This is a genomic window from Actinospica acidithermotolerans (assembly GCF_018139625.1).
Classification (GTDB): Bacteria; Actinomycetota; Actinomycetes; order Streptomycetales; family Catenulisporaceae; genus Actinospica; species Actinospica acidithermotolerans.
Genome location: NZ_JAGSOH010000130.1, coordinates 1 through 18,468, shown reverse-complemented (window position 1 = coordinate 18,468; position 18,468 = coordinate 1). Strand labels below are relative to the sequence as shown.

The following is an 18,468-nucleotide window of genomic DNA, read 5'->3' as shown; positions in this document are numbered from 1 at the left end:
CTCACCCGTTCGCCACTAATCCACCCCGAAGGGCTTCATCGTTCGACTTGCATGTGTTAAGCACGCCGCCAGCGTTCGTCCTGAGCCAGGATCAAACTCTCCAAAAAAGAATTCAAAACCTGGCTAACGTCCCGACGGGGGTCGGGACAGTCTAGCCAATTTCAAAACATTGGCATCGACGATTCATTATGACACGCTATTGAGTTCTCAAGAAACAGTCACGCGCTCGGTACTTCTTTTTGTTTCCCTTGCGGTGTTCTCTACTCTATCAGGTTTTCCCGGGGGCTTTTTCACCGCCCGGTCCGACCCGACAGGTTCGAGACCGTCTACCGCCTCGCGGACCAGCGGCCCGTCGTGGCGACTCGGAGAACATTAGGCAACCGCGCAGGACGAGTCAAATCGAGGTACCAACCCCCTGACACCCCGTCCGGCGGCCCGGCGGACCGGCCGCCGGCCGTTCGCAAGTGATTCGCCATCAGGCCGCCGCTCGTGCATACTGGACGCACACCACATCGCGGGGTGGAGCAGCTCGGTAGCTCGCTGGGCTCATAACCCAGAGGTCGCAGGTTCAAATCCTGTCCCCGCTACGCGATAGAGGCCCCTCCGACCAACCGGTCGGAGGGGCCTCTTGGTATTTCGGCCGGGTATCGCCCGGCTCACGCGCGCAGAGCGCGATCCTCCGGAAGATCCCCGGAGAACGCTCCGGCCAGCCGGAGCCAGAGCGCCGCCTCGTCACGGCGGCCCAGGCGCTCGAGTGTGCGGCCGAGCATCAGGTGCGCGTAGTGCTCGACCGGGTCACGCTCGACGACCACGCGCAGCTGCTCCTCCGCCCGGTTGAGCTGCGCGGAGTGGTAGTACGAGCGCGCCAGCAGCAGGCGCGGCGCGGTCAGCTCGGGCACCTCGTCGACCACGTCGGTGAGCAGGCGCGCGGCCTTGGCGTAGTCCTTGGCCTCGAAGAGCAGCTGCGCCCGCTCCCAGCGCTCGAGCGCGCTCTCCTCGTGCTCCGCGCCGCCGGCCCCGTCGTCGAACAGGTGCAGGGCGCTGGCCCAGCGGTCGGCGGCCGGCTCTCCGTTCGGCGCGTAGTCATTGAAGTTGAAGTTGCCGTCGACCATCCGGGGCTCCCCTCAGAGTCACCGTTTTCCTTGTTGATGATTCAACAACTCGCCGAACATCCGCCGCGACGGCGCTATTCCAGCGGACCCGAGACGGACGCCCTCGTCGGCGTCCTTCAGGGAAACCGCCCGCAACGACAAGAATCCCGGCCAGTCGAAGACTGGCCGGGATCTTTTGGTAGCGGGGACAGGATTTGAACCTGCGACCTCTGGGTTATGAGCCCAGCGAGCTACCGAGCTGCTCCACCCCGCGTTGGCGTTTCTCTACTGTACGTCGAAGCCGTCCGGCGGCGCAAATCGGTATCCGGGTGGTCGAGAATGGTCGGCATGGATCCTTCGAAGAACCCGGCGCTGACCCAGGCGCTCATCGAGTTGGAGCAGCACGTCGCCAGGGACGGCTGGGACCAGAACGTGCGGCTGTTCGCGCTGGTCGACACCGCGCAGCTGATCGCCGCCGAGCCGCGGCTCGCGGCCGCGCTGGCACCGGAGACGGTGGAGTTCGGCGGGCAGATCGGGCCGCAGCGCAGCTACACGTCCATCGAGCAGGAGGGCGTGCCGGCCGACCGTCCGCTGGACGAACTGCTGGCCGGGATCGCCTGGCCGGAGACGGTGGACGGCGCCGCCCTCGTCATCGAGCGGCTGATGCTGCCGCCGAGCGTGCAGGACCAGCTCCCGGCCGACGAGCAGGACGCGGACGCGTGGGTGGCCGCGCATCCGGAGCGGCAGGAGGTGCGCATCGCGGTCGGCGTGCTGCGGGACGGGGCCAGGGACTGCGCGCTGCGGCTGCGGGTGAAGGACAAGGACGACGAGGTGCTCTCCGGCGCCGACCTGGTGCCGAACCTGGTGCGCGCCCTCGCCGACACGCTGAACGACTAGGCCGTGTCTTCAGACCGGCGTCGGATGCTCAGGCCGCAATGTCCCGCTGGCCGCCGGGGAGCGCCCCGGCTGGCTGGCAGTTAACAGAGCGGCGGCGTCTTGCCCTCGCGGACGTCGGCGAGCGCGTTAAGCGCGTCGTCGAGGGTGTTCACCTTCACCAGCTCCAGGCCGGCCGGCAATCAACAGAGCGGCGGCGTCTTGCCCTCGCGGACGTCGGCGAGCGCGTTAAGCGCGTCGTCGAGGGTGTTCACCTTCACCAGCTCCAGGCCGGCCGGCTGGTTCGCCTTGGCCTCGGCGCAGTTGCTCGCCGGGGCCAGGAAGACGGTGGCCCCGGCGTCGCGCGCACCGATGGTCTTCATCTGGATGCCGCCGATCGCGCCGACCTGGCCGTTCGCGTCGATGGTGCCGGTGCCCGCGACGATCCGCCCGCCGGTCAGGTTGGTGGAGGTCAGCTTGTCGATGATGCCGAGCGCGAACATCATGCCCGCGCTCGGTCCGCCGACGTTGTCGAGCTGGATGCTCACCGAGAACGGGAAGACGTTCTCGCTTTCGATGGAGATGCCGACCTCGGCCTTGCCCGAGCTGTTCTCGGTGCCGGTGGTGACCGTCTGCTGCTTGCCGTCGCGGCTGATCACGAAGGTGACCTGCGCGCCCGGGGTGACCTTCTTGATGGCCGCGGTGACCTGGTCCATGCCGGTCTGGCCGCCGGTGGTGATCGCGGTGCCGTCCACCTCGCGGATGACGTCGCCCGCCTGCAGCTTGCCGGCCGCCGGTCCGCCGTCGGTGACCGAGGCGACGACGACCTCGCTGCCGGTCGGCTTGATGTCCAGCGCGGCCAGCGCGGCGGTGACCGCGGAGTCCTGCGAGTCGGTCATCTCCTGGGTGTTCTGGGCGTCGGACTGCTGCTGGGTCTGGCCCGCCGGGTAGATGGTCTCCTTGGGCACGATCGCCGTGTCGCTGCTCAGCCAGCCGGCCATGGCCTCGCCGAGCGGCATCTGGTAGCTCTCCTCGGAGACGCCGACGGTGACCATCCGCAGTTCGCCGGTCGTCGGGTACGTCTTGGTGCCGGTGATCGTGATCAGCGGCGTGCCGTCCTGCGAGCCGAGCACGTTGAAGGTCGGGCCCGGCGTGAGCTCCGCGTAGGGCACGGGCTGGAACAGCGCCCCCGCGGCGAAGCCGGCGAGCAGGGTGCCGGAGACCGCGAGGGTGACGGCGCGTCGACGAGGCATATCCCGACCTTAGTGCACGCGGATGAGCGGCGGCGGGCGGGATTACTCCTGCCGCGTAGCCTCCGGTCGCGGGCTCGCGGCGACCCCGTCGGCCGAGGCGCGGGCCAGCACCTCGCGGGCGCGCCGGTAGTGGTCGAGCGTCTCCACGTCGCTGCGCGCCACGCGGACCCGGCGCGCGATCGCGATCACGATCGCGGCCACCGTCGCCGCCGCCACCGGGACCGCCCACCAGATCAGGATGGAAAGCACATATCCGACAGTAACTCAGATGCCGGCCCGAGTGTGGGAAGCGTGCTGCCTCAGACGCCCACCCAGGTGTGCGTGCCGTCGGCGAAGCCCTCGCGCTTCCAGATGGGCACCTCGGCCTTGAGGGTGTCGATCAGCGCGCGGCACGCGGCGAAGGCCTCGGCGCGGTGCGCGGCGGAGGCGACGACGACCACGGCGGCCTCGCCGACCTGCAGCGGGCCCACGCGGTGCTCGGCGGCCAGCGCTATCACGTCGTGGTCGGCGGCCACCTTCTCGGCCACCTCGCGCAGCAGGCCGCGGGCCTCCGGGTGCGCTTCGTACTCGAGGCCGGTGACGACGGCGCCCGGGGCTTCGGGCGTGTGGTCGCGGACGGTCCCGACGAACACGGCGGTGCCCCCCGCCGTCGGATCGGCGGCCAGGGCCAGCAGCGCGTCCACGGACAGCGGTTCGGTGCGGATCTCGACGTGGATGCTGGTCACCACTCCATCATCGCGCATCCGCGGGCCGGCCGGGTAACCATGCGTGCACGGCGTCGGTCCGCCGTCAGGTCCGGCGCTTCTTCCGGGCACGGCGCACCAGCGCGGCGGTGCCGACCAGGGCGACGGTGGCGCCGGCGGCGCCGAGCGAGGCGGCGGCGTCCTTCTTGCCGAGGCGGCGGGCGAGCGCGGCGTGATGGCCCGCGACCTCGTCGAGCAGCGCCTGGAAGGCCTCCTCGTTGCCGAACTTCGGCACGTACCCGGCTGCCTCGAGGCGCTCGGCGGACACGGCCCACGGGTGCATCACGTACTGCAGGTCGGTCGCCGGCGCCGGGGTCAGGTGCAGCCGGTGCAGCCGCTCGGCCGCGCCGAGGGCCAGGCCGGCGGGCAGCTCCATCCGCCGCAGCCCTGAGCTCTCCTCGATCTGCTCCTGGCCGAGCCAGCCCGGGCTGGCGACGTTGTACGCGCCCTCGATCTCCTCGTGCGCCGCGGCGAACGCGAACGCGCCGGCCAGGTCCTCGAGGTGGCAGAACTGCCAGCAGGGCTCGGTGTCCTTGACCACGAGCAGCCGCGGGGCCTCGAAGTGCCGGGTGAAGACCGTGTCGACGCCGGGGCCGGTGACGATCGCCGGGCGCAGCACCGTGACGTGCAGGCCGAGGTGCGCGCGCGGCGCGCGGCGGCCGAGGCGCTCGATCTCCAGCAGGTCGGCGATCAGCGAGCCGTCCGGCACCGCGCGCAGCGGGGCGCAGTCGGGGATCGGCACGGGGTTGTCCGGCAGGGCGCCGTAGACCATGGCGCTGCTGCGCAGGATCACCCGGTGCACGCCGGCGGCGGCCGCGGCGGTCAGCACGGTCTCGGTGCCGCGCACGTTGTGCCTGGTCCGCTCGGCCGGGTCGGTGTCCGGGCTGGCGTCCAGGTCGGTGTGCACCAGCACGTCCACGTCGGCGAGCCGCTCGGCGAGCGAGGGATCGAGCAGATCCGCCGCGCGCCGGTCCACGCCCTCGGGCCAGTCCTCGCCCTCCGGCTTGGATCCGCGCGGGACCAGCCCGACGCTCCGGCCGACGCCGTCGTGCCGCGCCAGGTGCCGCAGCACCGCCGCGCCGACGTGTCCGGCCGCGCCGGTGACGGCCACGGTCAGCGGTCTCGCGGGCTCGTGCGCGGGCCGCGTGTCGCCGTCCGCCGGCCGGAGCCGGGCCGTACGCTTGCCGTCGTCTGCCGGGGAACTCAAGAGCACGCTCCGTTAGTTACGGTGGGAGAGGGAGGTTTCCCGCCTCTCATGATCGCCGATCCTTCCGCGGGCCGGTGCACCGGCTCCGGAACTTAAGCCAGTCGAGGTATCGAACGTGAACGAGCACCCGGAAAGTTTCCCCGACCCGGAGGACGACCCGAACTCGGTGCCCTTCGAAGAGGTGGTCAAGGGGCTCGAGGGGCTCGGCGCCGACGTCGAGCGCGAGGAGGCCGAGCGCGCCGAACGCGAGCGCCGGGAGCGCGAGCAGCAGGAGCAGGCCGCCTCGGAGGAGCCGGGCCGGCCTCCGTTCCCCGGCATGCCGCCGGGCTTCCAGCTGCCCGGGCCCGAGCAGCTGCAGCAGCTGCTCGGGGCCTTCGGCCTCGGCACCGGCGAGGGCGGGATGCCGGATCTGTCCCGGTTGAACATGGAGAACCTGGCGGCCGGGCTGGGCGACCAGATCCCGGGGCTCGACCCGCAGATGCTCGCCATGATGATGGGCCGTATCCAATCCCTGATGAACTCGGGCGAGGGCCCGGTGAACTGGGCGCTGGCCAAGGACATCGCGCGCGGCGCCTCGGCCGCCTCGCCGGACCCGTCCCCCACGGCCGGCGAGGTGTCGACCCTCGCGGACGCGGTGCGGCTGGCCGAGCACTGGCTGGACGAGGTCAGCGACCTGCCCGCGGGCACCACCGGGGCGCTCGCCTGGAGCCGCGCCGAGTGGATCGAGCAGACGCTCCCGGTGTGGAAGCGGCTGGTCGAGCCGGTGGCCCAGGGCATGACCGGCGCGATGAAGGGGATGCTGCCGACCGAGGCCGCCGAGATGTCGGGACCGATGGGCGCGATCGTGGGCCAGATGGCCGGGACGCTGTTCGGCCACCAGATCGGCACCGCGCTCGCCGAGCTGGCCGGCGAGGTGCTCGGCTCCTCGGACATCGGCCTGCCGCTCGGCCCCGAGGGCAAGGCCGTGCTGCTCCCGGCGAACGTGGCCGCGTTCGGCGCGGGCCTCGAGCTGCCGGCCACGGACGTGCGCCTCTACCTCGCCCTGCGCGAGGCCGCCTACCACCGCCTCTTCGCGCACGTCCCGTGGCTCAGCGACCGCATGCTCGGCGCCGTCGAGGCGTACGCGCGCGGCATCTCCGTCGACGAGGGCAAGATCGAGGAGATGATGCAGTCGATGCAGAGCCCTGAGGCGATGATGAACATCCAGGAGGTGCTCGGCGAGGGCGGCCTGACCTTCACCGCCCCCGACACCCCGGCCCAGCGCGAGGCGCTCTCCCAGCTCGAGACGCTGCTCGCGCTCACCGAGGGCTGGGTGGACACGGTCGTCGACGCCGCCGCGGCCGGCAAGCTCCCCGGCGCCTCCGCCCTGCGCGAGACCTTCCGCCGCCGCCGTGCCGCCGGCGGCCCCGCCGAGCAGACCTTCGCCGCCCTCGTCGGCCTGGAACTGCGCCCCCGCCGGCTGCGCGACGCGGCCAAGCTGTGGACCCTGCTCGCCGAAGCCCGCGGCAGCGACGGCCGCGACGCGCTGTGGGCCCACCCCAACCTGCTGCCCACCGCGGCCGATCTCGACGACCCGGAGGCCTTCGTCCGCCGCCGCGAGGCCGACCTCGAGGTCCTCGGCAAGCTCATGGAGTCCGAGAACGAGGGCGGCGCGCAGGACGGGAACGACGGGAACGACGGGAACGACGGGAACGACGGCGACGACAAGCACAAGGGGAACGACCGCGAGTCTGGGGACTGACGACGGCCGTTCAGCAGGGCGAGCCGCCCGAGAAACACGGCGGTGAGGGCGGCTCACCCGACCCACAGCCAGCCGGCGCAGATCGGCCGCGACGCTCCAGCAGGGCGAGCCGCCCGAGAAGCACGGCGGCGAGGGCGGCTCACCCGACCCGCAGCCGGACGGCGTAGGTCGGGCGCGACGCTTCAGCAGGGCGAGCCGCCCAAGAAACACGGCGGTGAGGGCGGCTCACCCGGCCCGCAGCCAGCCGGCGTAGGCCGGCCGCGAGGAGAATCGGGCGCGCGTTCTCATCCCAGGCGCGACGGCAGTTTCTCGGTGAGGCGGCTTCCCGGCGAGGCGGCGGCAGGCACCGCGCCTCCGGCCCTGCCGCCCTCGTCAGTCCTTGCGGATCTCCAGCAGGGGAACCAGCTGTTCGGCGGACGTGAGCGAGCCGTGCATGCCGACCTGCCGGGAGTCGATGGTCTCGCGCTCGCTGGCGATGACGGCCCAGTCGTCGCGCATCGCGACGATGACGTCGCCTACGCGCGCGGCCATCCGGGCATCGACCTCGGAGGGCGGGCCGAACCAGCCCTCGGCCACGGCCTGGTCCCTGCCGCGGACGAGGGCGATGCCGTCCAGGCGCTCCTGCCAGATCGCCAGCACGTCGCGGGCGGCGCCGGGGGTGGCGTAGACGTGCCTGGCCCGCGCCTCGCCGCCGAGCAGGGCCACGCCGGCGCGCAGCTCCCAGTCCTGGTCCATGTCGATGCGGCGGTCCGTCGGCACGTCGACCATGCCGTGGTCCGCGGTCACGAACAGGGTCGCGTCGGCGGGCAGTTGCCCGGCCAGGCGTTCGACGAGGTTGTCGACGTAGGCGAGTTCCTCGCGCCAGCGCGGGGAGCCGACGCCGGTGGTGTGGCCGATGAAATCCAGGTCCCGGTAGTACAGGTAGACGAAGCCGCGCTCTGATGCTTCGAGGGCTTCGATGGCGCGGCGGGCTTGGTCGTCCACGGTTTCGGCGCCGGAGAAGCGGGCGCCGCGGAACACCGAGCGGGTCAGGCCGGAGTCGGCGAATCTCGGGGCGGCGACGTGGGTGACGGCGATTCCGGCGGCGGTCATCCGCTCGAACATCGTCTCGTGCGGCTGCCATTCGAGGGGATCGACGTTCTGATCCCATCTCAGGAAGTTCATCAGCCGCCCGGACGCGGGCACCATGAGCCGGTAGCCGAGCATGCCGTGGGCGCCCGGGGGCAGGCCGGTGCCGATGGAGGCCAGCGACGTCGAGGTCGTCGACGGGAAGCCCGCGGTGAGCGTGTGGCCGCCCTCCGTCGCCAGCAGTGCGGTGAGATACGGCGCCAGATGGGCGTGCGCGGACAGCAGTTCGCGGCCCATGCCGTCGATCAGGAACAGGCAGGCCTTCTTGGTGGGCGCGGGCGCCCAGAGGCCGTATTCGCGCTCAGGACCGGGCACGCCCAGGGCGGCGCCGATCGCGGGTACGACGTCGCTGAGCGCGCCCGACTGGTAGGCGGGCGGTTCGAGACCGTCCTCGTCGACGGCGGGATCACCCACCTCAGCACCCACCTCAGCCGCGCAGTCCGGCGGTAGCGGCGCTCAGGGCCGTCGCGAACTCGAGGGTCCGGGCGACCGCCTCGGCCCCGTCGGCGCCGGTCGAGACGCGCAGCTGCAGGTCGTCGCCGGACATCGTGCCGGTGTAGCCGTGGTCGGCCTCGCAGTGCGGGTCCCCGCAGCCGGCCGGCTCCAGGTCGATCCGCGCGATCGCGCCCCAGCCGACGGTCAGCACGGCCTCGCGCGGCAGCGTGCCCGGCACGTGCTTGGCCGGGTCGTCGACCACCCTGGTGATCACGCAGGTGGTGATCCGGTCGAGCCGGATCGCCTCGGTCGAGGTGGAGGCGTACGAGCTGACCTGGCTGTCCATCCCGTCGATCGCGGGCTCGGTGCCGTGCTCGTCCGTATGTCCGATGATCAGCCGGGAGGCGGTGAGCGCGAGCACGCTCACGTGCCGGCGCACCTCCTCGTTGTCGAAGGTGGTCTCCTGGTGCACCAGGTGGCTGAGCACCGGCTCCGGTCCGATTGCCGCCTCGATGGCCTCGGCCACCAGGGCCGGGTAGTAGCCGCTGCGCTCGATCGCTTCGCGCAGTCCGGGGTCGAGCGGGGTCGTGTTCGGCATGCTCCAATCCTTGCACTGAAAGGGCCCCCGCGCGCACACCGGGGCGGGGCATTTCACACGGTGTCCTCGGCAGACGGCACAATGGGGTCGGTCCTAGCGAGTTCCCACGTGGCGAGAAGCGAGAAGAGTCCGATGGCACGGCGTAGCGCACCCCGGGATACCGAGCCCTTCGAAGAGCGGATCGTCGACATCGACGTGACCGACGAGATGTCGAACTCCTACCTGGAGTATGCGTACTCGGTCATCTACTCCCGGGCCCTGCCGGACGCCCGGGACGGCCTCAAGCCGGTGCACCGGCGGATCCTGTACCAGATGGGCGAGATGGGCCTGCGCCCCGACCGCGGCTTCGTGAAGTCGGCGCGCGTGGTCGGCGAGGTGATGGGCCGGCTGCACCCGCACGGCGACGGCGCGATCTACGACGCGCTGGTCCGGCTGGCCCAGCCGTTCTCGATGCGGCTGCCGCTGGCCGACGGGCACGGCAACTTCGGCTCGCTCGGCAACGACGACCCGCCCGCGGCGATGCGGTACACCGAGGCGCGGCTCTCGCCCGCCGCGCTGCTGATGACCAATGACATCGACGAGGACACCGTCGACTTCGGCCCGAACTACGACGGCCAGGAGACCGAGCCGCAGGTCCTGCCGTCCGCCTTCCCGAACCTTCTGGTGAACGGCACGGCGGGCATCGCGGTCGGCATGGCCACGAACATGCCGCCGCACAACCTCGGCGAGGTGGTCGCCGCCGCCCGGCATCTGATCAAGCGTCCGGACGCGACGCTCGAGGAGCTGGTGCGCATCGTGCCGGGCCCGGACCTGCCGACCGGCGGCCGGATCGTCGGGCTGAACGGGGTGCGCGACGCCTACGAGTCGGGCCGCGGCGTGTTCCGGATGCGGGCCACCGCGCATGTGGAGGCGATCGGCCGGCGCCAGGGCATCGTGGTGACCGAGCTGCCGTACAACATCGGCCCGGAGAAGGTGATCTCGAAGATCAAGGAGCTGGTGCAGGCCAAGAAGGTCCAGGGCGTCGCCGATCTCAAGGATCTGACGGACCGCACCAACGGCCTGCGCATCGTCATCGAGGTCAAGAACGGCTTCAACCCCGAGGCGATACTGGCGACCCTCTACAAGCTGACGCCGCTGGAGGAGTCCTTCGGCATCAACAACGTGGCGCTGGTCGACGGCCAGCCGCTCACCCTCGGGCTCAAGGAGCTGCTCGAGGTCTACCTCGACCACCGCTTCGAGGTGGTGCGCCGGCGCAGCGAGTTCCGCCGGAAGAAGCGCCAGGACCGGATGCACCTGGTCGACGGCCTGCTGATCGCGCTGCTCGACATCGACGCGGTCATCGCGACCATCCGCGAGTCGGAGAACTCGGCGGACGCGCGGGCCCGGCTGATCCGGCAGTACTCGCTGAGCGAGATCCAGGCGAACTACATCCTGGACACCCCGCTGCGCCGGCTGACCAAGTTCGACCGGCTCGAGCTGGAGAACGAGCAGGAGCGGCTGCGCGCGGAGATCGCCGAGCTGTCCGCGATCCTGGAGTCGGACGCGCTGCTGCGCAAGGTGGTCTCGGACGAGCTGGCCAAGGTGGCGAAGGACTTCGCCACGCCGCGCCGCACGGTGCTGCTGGAGGCCGACGAGGTGCCCGCGGTGGTGGACGTGCCGCTGGAGGTGGCGGACGAGCCGTGCCGGGTGGCGCTGTCCTCGACCGGCCTGCTCGGCCGGCTGCCCGCGGACTTCGTTCCGGAGCCGGGCCGCGCGCGGGCCAAGCACGACGCGCTCCTGTCGGTCATCGACGTGACCACGCGGGCCGACCTGGGCGTGGTGACCTCCGCCGGGCAGCTCTACCGGGTGGCCGTGGTGGACATCCCGCTGATGCCGCAGGACGCGACCGGCTTGGCGGGCGGCATCTCGGTGCGCGAGCTGGTGCGCAACCTGCCGGACGACGAGCAGGTGCTGTGCGTGACGAGCCTGAACCCGGAGTCGCCCGGCGTGGCGCTGGGCACGGAGCAGGGCGTGGTCAAGCGGGTCGTGCCGGAGTACCCGGCGAACAAGGACACCATGGAGATGATCACGCTCAAGGACGGCGACCGCGTCGTCGGCGCGACGGAGCTGCGCACCGGCCAGGAGGACCTGGTGTTCATCACCTCGGACGCGCAGCTGCTGAAGTACTCGGCCGAGCTGGTGCGCCCGCAGGGCCGGCCGGCGGGCGGCATGGCCGGCATCAAGCTGGACGGCGGCGCGATCGTGCTCTCGTTCACGGCGGTGGACCCGGACAAGGACGCCGTCGTGGTGTCGGTCGCGGGCAGCGGCGACACGCTGCCGGGCGTGATGCTGAGCACGATCAAGGTGACGCCGTACCGGCTCTACCCGTCGAAGGGCCGCGCGACCGGCGGCGTGCGCTGCCAGCGCTTCCTGAAGGGCGAGGACCGGCTGGTGTTCGCGTGGGCCGGCGAGTACCCGGCGCGCCCGGTGGACGACGAGGGCCGCGCGCTGGACCTGCCGGCGCTGGACGAGCGCCGGGACGGCTCCGGGGCGCCGCTCGCCAAGCCGATCGCGGTGATCGGCTACTAGGCCGTGTCTTCAAACTATCGCCGGGTCCGCGGCGCCTGCCACGCACGCTCGCGGCGTTGCAGGGGCGGTTGCAGACGACCGAGTATGCGCCCGCCCCTGCGCCTTGCGAGCGCACGCGTCAGACGCCGCGGCCTGATCCGACGCAAGTTTGAAGACACGGCCTAGGCGACGAGGCGGACTCGGCGACCCGGACGGACTCGGCGACCTACGTCGAAAAGGTCCGGGTCCGCAGCTAGGCGACGAGGCGGAGCCTGCGGCCGACGAGGCGGAGTCGACCCGACGGACTCCGCGGACTCTACGTCCGCGAGGTCCGGGTCCGCAGCCGTGTCCGGCGGCGGGGTGGGAGCGCGTGCTCCTGCCCCGCCGCCGCGTTCCCGGGCCTGGGCCCGGCGTGCAGCCGCCATTCGCCGAGAGCGAGGGTGGCCAGGCAGAAGGCGAGCATCGTCGGCAGGATCGGGCCGCCGAGGGCCAGCCAGACGGCGATCGGAACGAACGCGATCGCCAGGCCGCGCAGCGCCCGCAGCCGGTTTTCCCGCCTGATCCTGGCCGGGCCGATGAGCACGCCGGACAGGCCGAAGGCCGCGCCCACCAGCACGGCTGTCGGGGTCGGGCCCATTCTCGCCGCCGCGTCCTTCAGCAGGGCTGCGCGTGGATGACGGTGCGCCACGGCTCGGGGCGGTAGTCGAAGAGCCCGGGATCGAGCTCCTCGTCGAAGCGGACGCCGACCAGCCGGACCTCGCGGCCGGAGACCAGGTCGCGGTCGACGAGCACGATGCCGAACTCCGCGTCGAGGGTCAGCACCCGGTCGTAGCCGCGCACCGACCGCGGGCGCTCCACCTCGACGACCAGCGCGGCGCGGCCCTCGTACGTGGCGTCGTCGTCCACCAGCCGGACGTCGCAGTCCTCGATCATCGTGCGCGGGTCGGTCATCGCGTCCAGCGGCAGCTCGCCGCGGGGGCCGGCCACCACGGGCCCGGCGTGCGACGGGATCTCCCAGCGCCATCCGCCGGACGCCAGCACGGTCGAGGAGGCGCGCTCCTCGCGGCAGTCGCCGGAGCGCCACAGGCAGCGGTAGCGCTGGTCGGCGCGGGCCGTGCTGCGCATCGACGAGACGACCACCGTGCAGCTCAGCGTCGTGAGCTCGACACGGCGGCCTATGAGCGCCCGCACGTTTTCGGACAGCCCGAACACCCCCGAGAGCATGTGCGTTCCCTTTCCACCGGTACCCACGCGGCTTTGGACGGATCCACCCGCCGTCGTCGGCCGAAGCTCCATAGTAAGGGCTTACACCAGAGCATTGCGGTAATGGGAACGTCAATAACCAGCACAGATACCCCCCGATTCTCATGAAGCCGGTTCGCGCCAGGGCTCTCGTGGGACGTGAAAGAATGGCCCCATGCGACCTTCGTTCTCGACCGCCGGCGTAGTGGACCTGTCCGCGCTCAAGAAGCCGGCGGCGCAGCCGGGGACGGCGGCCTCCGCCGCGGCCGGCGGCAGCTCAGCGCACGTCTTCCACGCGACCGAGGCCGACTTCGAGACCTCGGTGATCCAGCGCTCGGCGCAGGTGCCGGTGGTGCTCGAGCTGTTCGCCGAGCAGTACGAGCCGTCCGCGCAGCTGGGCGCGATCCTGGAGAAGCTCGCCGAGGAGTTCGGCGGGCGCTTCGTGCTCGCCAGGGTCGACGTGGACGCGAACCCGCAGCTCGCGCAGGCGATGCGGGTGCAGCAGATCCCCGCGGTGAAGATCGTGATCCAGGGCCAGCTGATCGGCGAGTTCGACGGCGTGCGCCCCGAGGCCGAGATCCGCCAGCTGCTGACCGACCTGGTCGCGCTGGCCGAGCGCGAGTTCGGCATGACCGGCCCGGCGGACGCCGCGCCCCTGCCCGCGCCGCCGCTGGACCCGCTGCTGGCGGCCGCGTACGAGGCACTCGAGGCGGACGACCTGGACGGCGCCGCGCGCGCCCTGCAGAACCTGCTGGCCGACCAGCCCGCGCACCCCGAGGCCAAGGTGATGCTCTCGCAGGTCGAGCTGATGCGCCGGACCGCCGCGGTCGACCCGGACGCCGTGCTCGCGGCGGCGAAGGACGCCCCGGACGACGTCGAGGCCCAGTGCTCGGCGGCCGACGTGCTCATGGCGTCGGGTCACCAGGAAGAGGCCTTCGCGCTCCTGCTGGACGCGGTACGCCGGTTCACCGGCGCCGAGAAGGACAGGGCGCGGCTGCTGCTCATCGAGTACTTCGAGCTGCTCGGCACCGAGCACCCGGCGGTGCCGAAGGCCCGCCAGCGGCTCGCCGCGCTGCTGTTCTGAGCGCCCGCGGAGCCACCCGAACAGCCTCAATGTTCGTGTTCAGTAACGCCGAGCCCGTCATCGCGAGATATTCGCTGGTGATGGGCTTGACCGCGTGTCGATAGCGGATCGCGCAGCGTGCCCGATCCCGCGCGCGCCATCCGGCTATGGCCGATACATTACTGACTCTTTACCAAGTCGCACGCGCCGGAATATCGTGACGCTGCGTAATATAGCTGCGTGCCAGCATGGCGTTTACCTGGCCTTTGTCCGGTTTTTTCCGGGCACGTTGGGTAACTGAATGGGCCTGATGAGGTGGATCTCCATGCCCTGCGCGGATACCTAGGTTACTAGCCGGTAACGGGACTCTTGTGGATACGGTTGGGTCTCTACGAACATCCCCCTACCGGCCTTCAGCCGGACCTACGGTCTGCACATTGGTCTACATAGGAGTGGACGCGGATGAAAGACACCTCGGGAGCCCAGGTTCTCGGGCGCACCTCGCTCAAGCGGCTGGGCATCGTCATGGTGCCGACCGTTATCGCGGCGGGCGCTCTGACCGTTCTGATGGCGAACGGAGCGATCGCCGTCTCCTTCGCCATCTCGGGCCAGACCGCGCAGATGAAGATCGGGCAGCTCCAGGGCACCGGCTTCGCGCAGTACGGCGGCGTGGACGCGGGCGCGGGCGGCAGTGAGACCGCCGTCGCCGTCTCCGCCTTCAAGACCGCCACCATCAGCAACGGCCTCTGCCAGTCGGTGGAGACCAACCTCGGCCCGCTCGGCACCTACACGCTGACCCTCAGCGCGACCGGCGCGGACGCCAGCGACCTGATCATCGACATGCAGTCGCTGAAGGCCTCCGAGGCCGACTTCAGCTCGATCAACATCGGCGTGGACGCCTCCACGATCTCCGGCAGCGCCAGCGGCGCCAAGGGCACGGCCGGCCTGTTCGGCCAGGAGGCGGACGGCGCCACGCTCACCAACATCGAGCAGGTCTCCAACGCCACCACGGCCGGCAGCTTCGACCTGCACAACATGTCGCTGAGCATCGCGAAGTCCACCACCGGCTGCATCAGCTAGCCAGGGCGAGCGGACCGTCACGTCCGGACCGTGGCACCGCAGCGTCGCCGCGTCGGCCGCATCGTCGACCGCGCGGCGACGCCGCGTACCGGCAACCGGACCGTCAGACTCGAACAGCCCGTCCTTGGAGCACTGAATTCATGATCAGCACCCCTGAGCAGCGGAACGGAGCCGGCAACCTGTGGGACCGGTTCACGGCTCCGACCGAGCCGTACCGCAGGCCTTTCCGCCGCTGGCGGCGGGAGCGGCCGTTCGGCGCGGGTCTGAGCATCCTGCTGGCCGGCCTGGAGATCTACTGGGCCCCGCACAGCAGCGTCGGCAAGATGCTCTCCATGGGGCTGCCCGGCATCTCCAGCATCTTCATCGCGATCTTCCTGGTGGTCTTCGGCATCACCGTGTGGTTCTTCCCCACGTACCGGGTCTTCTCCGGGATCGCCTCGATCCTGCTGGCCCTGCTCTCGCTGGTGGCCACCAACCTCGGCGGATTCTTCGTCGGCTTCCTGCTCGCCATGTTCGGCGGCGCGTTCGCCGTCGCGTGGGCGCCGCGGACGGACTACACCGCGGAGACGCGCAGGCAGCGCCGGCACCGGGTCGCGGCGCAGTCCGCGGACGGCGGCGCGGGCGACGAGGCCGGGACGGCCGAGTTCACCGCGGCCCCGGAGACCGCGCCGGGCGCCGAGCCCGTCGCCGGGTACGCCGAGGCCGAGGCGGAGCCCGGCGCCGAGTACGCCGAGAACACCCAGATCATCGAGCAGGCCGCCCGCCCGGGCCCGAACGGCCCGAAGGGTCCGAACGGAACCGAGCCCACCAGCGAACAGGAGTGAACTGTGCCCGCCCACGCTCGCTCCACCCAGCGCCGGGCCCACGTGCTGCGCTCCCGCCGGATGACGGCGATCGGAGTGCCGAGCGCGATGGTCGCGCTGGTCGGAGTGGCATTCGCAGCGGCCCCCGCGCTCGCCGCGAACTCCAGTAGCACCGCGCTTCCCTTCCCGACCGTGTGCTCGTCCACGCAGTCGGCGGCCACTTCCGCCAAGGCGTCGGCGAGCTCCTCGAGCGCGTCGCCGAGCGCCTCGGCGAGCAGCAGCACGCCCACCCCGAGCGCGTCCAGCGCCGCGGCCTCGGCCAAGGCGCAGACCGCGAAGACCACGTCGCCGTCGACCACGACGAGCACGACCGCCGCCGGCTCGACCGGCAGCGCCTCGGCCTCGCCCAGCGCGAGCGCGAGCTCGTCCGCGTCGAGCGCCGGCGACGGCGTCTGGGGCTGGCTCAACGGCATCTGGACGTGGATCACCGGCGCGGACGCCCAGTCCACGTCCTCGGCCAAGGCCGTCACCCCGGCCACCGCCTCCACGACGCAGAGCGCCGCCAAGGTGGAGAACGTCTCGGCGGCGACGGGCTCGAAGAGCACCGGCTCGTCGAGCGGTTCCTCGACGAGCGGCACCTCGACGAAGGCCGCCGCCAAGGCGACCACCGCCGCCGCCTCCCCGAGCGCCGCGGCGACGAGCGCGAGCGCGTCGCCCACGGCGTCGTCGAACTGCATCTCCTCGGCGTCGGCCGCCGCGCTGGCGAAGAAGGCCGCCGCGGCCGGCACCGCCGAGGACGTCTACGCGAACTACCTGCCGTGGGTGATGGAGACCTCTGACCTCACGATGTACGACCTCACGTACAACGGCGTGAAGACGGTCCAGGTGTGGAACGGCTCGGCGTTCGAGTCGGAGCAGGTGCTCGACTTCACGGCGTCGAAGCTCACGATCGCGTCGATGGTCACCTATTCGATCCAGAACGGGCAGACCGTCTACAACAACGCGGGCTCCGGCACCACGACCACGCTCATCAACCCGCACCTGATGGTCACGAAGATGACGGCGTCGCTCTACGGCCTGATCCCGCAGACGTACACGCCGACCAACCAGCCGCCGCTCCCGGTGGGCCTGACGATTCCGCTGATCCCGGTCGTGTTCACGGGCGTGACCACGCAGCTGGCGTATCTGCACACGGACTCGATCTCGGTGCCCGGCTTCGACGGCTTCGGCGTGACCGGTACTGCGTCACCTGAATAGCAGATTTGATAGGACAAAGCCGGGCCGGTCCGCGTGGACCGGCCCGGCTTTGCCCGTCTCCGGGGCTCAGCCGCCGAGCAGCTTGGAGCCGATCTTCAGCGCGGCCGCCGCGCCGCCCACCGCCGCCGCGGTGCCCGCCGCCCCCTCGGCGCCGGCCGCCGGGCTGTAGTAGCCGGACTGCAGGCCGACCCGGCCCGGGCCGGTGAAGCGGTTGAACACGATGTTCCCGCCGCCCGCGAGCAGGCCGGTCTTCAGGCCGTACATCTGCTGCTGGTAGCCGACCGAGACGTCCCGGTAGATCCAGGAGCCCGGCTCGACGTCGATGACCTCGCCCGGCTGGAGCACGACCTCGAAGGCGTTGCCGTGCGCGTGCAGCCAGAGCAGGCCGTCGCCCTGCGGGGCGTCGAAGCGGTCCTGCCAGAAGCCCTGGCCGCCGAGCAGCATCGAGCCGATGCCCTTGATCCGCTCCGGGGCGAAGGTGAGGTTCATCGTCGCGGCCAGGAACTGGTGCTCGCGCACGTAGAGCGACTGGCCGTGCGGGATGGTGAGCGGGAAGACCTGGCCGGAGGCGTCCCGCGAGAAGGCGATCTCGCCGTAGCCGACCGCCTGGGTCATCATGATCGGCATGCCGGCGATGACCCGCTTGAAGGCGCCGGGCATCCGCATCAGCTGGATGTCGATCTGCGGCTGCTTCCAGAGCACGACGTGGTGCTCGAAGTAGACCGGCATCTGCCCGTTGAGCGCGAGGTGCAGCACCGGGACGAGCTGCCCCTCGATCCGGTAGGCCATGCCGGGGCCCTGGCCCTCGGTGACCTGCGACGGCAGCAGGCTGACTGACGCAGTCATCCGGCCCCCCCTGTTCTGTTCGCTTGAATGGTCGTACGAATGACGCCATCAGTGTTCCAGTCATTCGCCATAACGCAAAGGGCGAACAGAAGCAAGGGGGTGGCTGACGGGGGCTCAGGCGTCAGCCGAGGCCGAGGTCCTTGCGCAGCTTCGCGACGTGGCCGGTGGCCTTGACGTTGTACTGGGCCAGCGCGATGTTCCCGGCTTCGTCGACCACGAATGTCGAGCGGATGACTCCGACCACTGTCTTTCCGTACAGCTTCTTCTCGCCGAACGCGCCGTACGCGGTGAGCACGGCCTTGTCAGGGTCCGAGAGCAGCGGGAAGTTCACCGCGTCGCGCTCGCGGAACTTCGCGAGCTTCTCCGGCTTGTCCGGGGACAGGCCGAGCACCGCGTACCCGGCGGCGGCGAGCGACTGCAGGCTGTCCCGGAAGTCGCAGGCCTGCTTGGTGCAGCCCGGGGTCATCGCGGCCGGGTAGACGTAGACGATGACCTTCCGGCCGGCGTAGTCGGCGAGCGAGACCGGCTTGCCGTCGGCGTCGGGGAGGGTGAAGGCAGGGG

Annotated in this window: 18 protein-coding genes, 2 tRNA genes and 1 rRNA gene; 8 read left to right on the top strand and 13 right to left on the bottom strand. The window is 71.1% G+C overall.

Annotation, left to right across the window (positions count from 1 at the left end; translation table 11 throughout):
• Positions 1-107, bottom strand: a 16S ribosomal RNA gene (locus KDK95_RS29165); the annotation flags it as partial.
• Between the two features lie 406 nt (positions 108-513).
• Here KDK95_RS29165 and KDK95_RS29160 point away from each other — a divergent pair.
• Positions 514-587, top strand: a tRNA-Met gene (locus KDK95_RS29160).
• A 69-nt stretch (positions 588-656) separates the two neighbouring features.
• Here the strand turns inward: KDK95_RS29160 and KDK95_RS29155 are convergent.
• A complete protein-coding gene (locus KDK95_RS29155; protein ID WP_212521533.1) occupies positions 657-1,112 on the bottom strand; it encodes a tetratricopeptide repeat protein in 456 nt (151 codons plus the stop codon).
• 176 nt (positions 1,113-1,288) lie between these two features.
• Positions 1,289-1,365: transfer RNA gene (locus KDK95_RS29150), tRNA-Met, on the bottom strand.
• 74 nt (positions 1,366-1,439) lie between these two features.
• Here KDK95_RS29150 and KDK95_RS29145 point away from each other — a divergent pair.
• A complete protein-coding gene (locus tag KDK95_RS29145) occupies positions 1,440-1,988 on the top strand; it encodes a PPA1309 family protein (RefSeq protein ID WP_212521532.1) in 549 nt (182 codons plus the stop codon).
• Positions 1,989-2,167: 179 nt separating this feature from the next.
• Here the strand turns inward: KDK95_RS29145 and KDK95_RS29140 are convergent, their stop codons facing one another.
• From KDK95_RS29140 to KDK95_RS29125, 4 genes are read right to left on the bottom strand one after another with little or no spacing between them, the layout of a single operon-like run.
• Positions 2,168-3,217, bottom strand: a complete 1,050-nt coding sequence (locus KDK95_RS29140) for a YlbL family protein (RefSeq protein WP_212521531.1) — start codon at positions 3,215-3,217, stop codon at positions 2,168-2,170.
• Positions 3,218-3,259: 42 nt separating this feature from the next.
• Positions 3,260-3,466 (bottom strand): hypothetical protein, encoded by a 207-nt coding sequence (locus KDK95_RS29135; RefSeq protein WP_212521530.1) that lies wholly within the window; start codon positions 3,464-3,466, stop codon positions 3,260-3,262.
• 50 nt (positions 3,467-3,516) lie between these two features.
• Positions 3,517-3,960, bottom strand: a complete 444-nt coding sequence (locus KDK95_RS29130; RefSeq protein ID WP_212521529.1) for a molybdenum cofactor biosynthesis protein MoaE — start codon at positions 3,958-3,960, stop codon at positions 3,517-3,519.
• A 46-nt stretch (positions 3,961-4,006) separates the two neighbouring features.
• Positions 4,007-5,167 carry an NAD-dependent epimerase/dehydratase family protein gene (locus KDK95_RS29125; RefSeq protein WP_212521528.1) on the bottom strand — a complete coding sequence of 387 codons (1,161 nt, stop codon included), beginning with the start codon at positions 5,165-5,167 and terminating at the stop codon, positions 4,007-4,009.
• Between the two features lie 115 nt (positions 5,168-5,282).
• Between KDK95_RS29125 and KDK95_RS29120 the strand changes: the two genes are divergently transcribed.
• Entirely contained in the window at positions 5,283-6,908 is a 1,626-nt protein-coding gene (locus KDK95_RS29120; RefSeq protein WP_307844756.1) for a zinc-dependent metalloprotease, read from the top strand.
• 372 nt (positions 6,909-7,280) lie between these two features.
• Here KDK95_RS29120 and KDK95_RS29115 read toward each other — a convergent pair whose 3' ends face one another.
• Positions 7,281-8,450 carry an alkaline phosphatase family protein gene (locus KDK95_RS29115; RefSeq protein WP_212521527.1) on the bottom strand — a complete coding sequence of 390 codons (1,170 nt, stop codon included), beginning with the start codon at positions 8,448-8,450 and terminating at the stop codon, positions 7,281-7,283.
• A gap of 13 nt (positions 8,451-8,463) precedes the next feature.
• Positions 8,464-9,069 (bottom strand): DUF5998 family protein, encoded by a 606-nt coding sequence (locus tag KDK95_RS29110; protein ID WP_212521526.1) that lies wholly within the window; start codon positions 9,067-9,069, stop codon positions 8,464-8,466.
• 132 nt (positions 9,070-9,201) lie between these two features.
• Here KDK95_RS29110 and KDK95_RS29105 point away from each other — a divergent pair, with 132 nt between their 5' ends.
• Entirely contained in the window at positions 9,202-11,637 is a 2,436-nt protein-coding gene (locus KDK95_RS29105; protein ID WP_212521525.1) for a DNA gyrase/topoisomerase IV subunit A, read from the top strand.
• 295 nt (positions 11,638-11,932) lie between these two features.
• Here KDK95_RS29105 and KDK95_RS29100 read toward each other — a convergent pair whose 3' ends face one another.
• Both KDK95_RS29100 and KDK95_RS29095 read right to left on the bottom strand, forming a co-directional pair.
• A complete protein-coding gene (locus KDK95_RS29100; protein WP_212521524.1) occupies positions 11,933-12,253 on the bottom strand; it encodes a hypothetical protein in 321 nt (106 codons plus the stop codon).
• Positions 12,254-12,270: 17 nt separating this feature from the next.
• Positions 12,271-12,840 (bottom strand): hypothetical protein, encoded by a 570-nt coding sequence (locus KDK95_RS29095; protein WP_212521523.1) that lies wholly within the window; start codon positions 12,838-12,840, stop codon positions 12,271-12,273.
• Positions 12,841-13,033: 193 nt separating this feature from the next.
• Here KDK95_RS29095 and KDK95_RS29090 point away from each other — a divergent pair, with 193 nt between their 5' ends.
• From KDK95_RS29090 to KDK95_RS29075, 4 genes are all read left to right on the top strand, one after another.
• The gene (locus KDK95_RS29090; RefSeq protein WP_212521522.1) at positions 13,034-13,942 is read left to right on the top strand and encodes a tetratricopeptide repeat protein; all 909 of its coding nucleotides are present in this window, start codon (positions 13,034-13,036) and stop codon (positions 13,940-13,942) included.
• A 441-nt stretch (positions 13,943-14,383) separates the two neighbouring features.
• Positions 14,384-15,001 (top strand): DUF6230 family protein, encoded by a 618-nt coding sequence (locus KDK95_RS29085; RefSeq protein WP_212521521.1) that lies wholly within the window; start codon positions 14,384-14,386, stop codon positions 14,999-15,001.
• Positions 15,002-15,141: 140 nt separating this feature from the next.
• Positions 15,142-15,825 (top strand): DUF6114 domain-containing protein, encoded by a 684-nt coding sequence (locus tag KDK95_RS29080; protein WP_212521520.1) that lies wholly within the window; start codon positions 15,142-15,144, stop codon positions 15,823-15,825.
• 3 nt (positions 15,826-15,828) lie between these two features.
• Complete coding sequence (locus tag KDK95_RS29075) at positions 15,829-17,061, top strand: FoF1 ATP synthase subunit a (RefSeq protein WP_212521519.1); 1,233 nt, start codon at positions 15,829-15,831, stop codon at positions 17,059-17,061.
• Between the two features lie 66 nt (positions 17,062-17,127).
• On the opposite strand, the gene KDK95_RS29070 is transcribed toward KDK95_RS29075, so the two are convergent.
• Together KDK95_RS29070 and bcp are read right to left on the bottom strand one after the other, a co-directional pair.
• The gene (locus KDK95_RS29070) at positions 17,128-17,907 is read right to left on the bottom strand and encodes an AIM24 family protein (RefSeq protein ID WP_212521518.1); all 780 of its coding nucleotides are present in this window, start codon (positions 17,905-17,907) and stop codon (positions 17,128-17,130) included.
• A 121-nt stretch (positions 17,908-18,028) separates the two neighbouring features.
• A partial coding sequence (gene bcp / locus KDK95_RS29065; RefSeq protein WP_212521517.1) for a thioredoxin-dependent thiol peroxidase occupies positions 18,029-18,468 on the bottom strand: 440 nt, incomplete at its 5' end.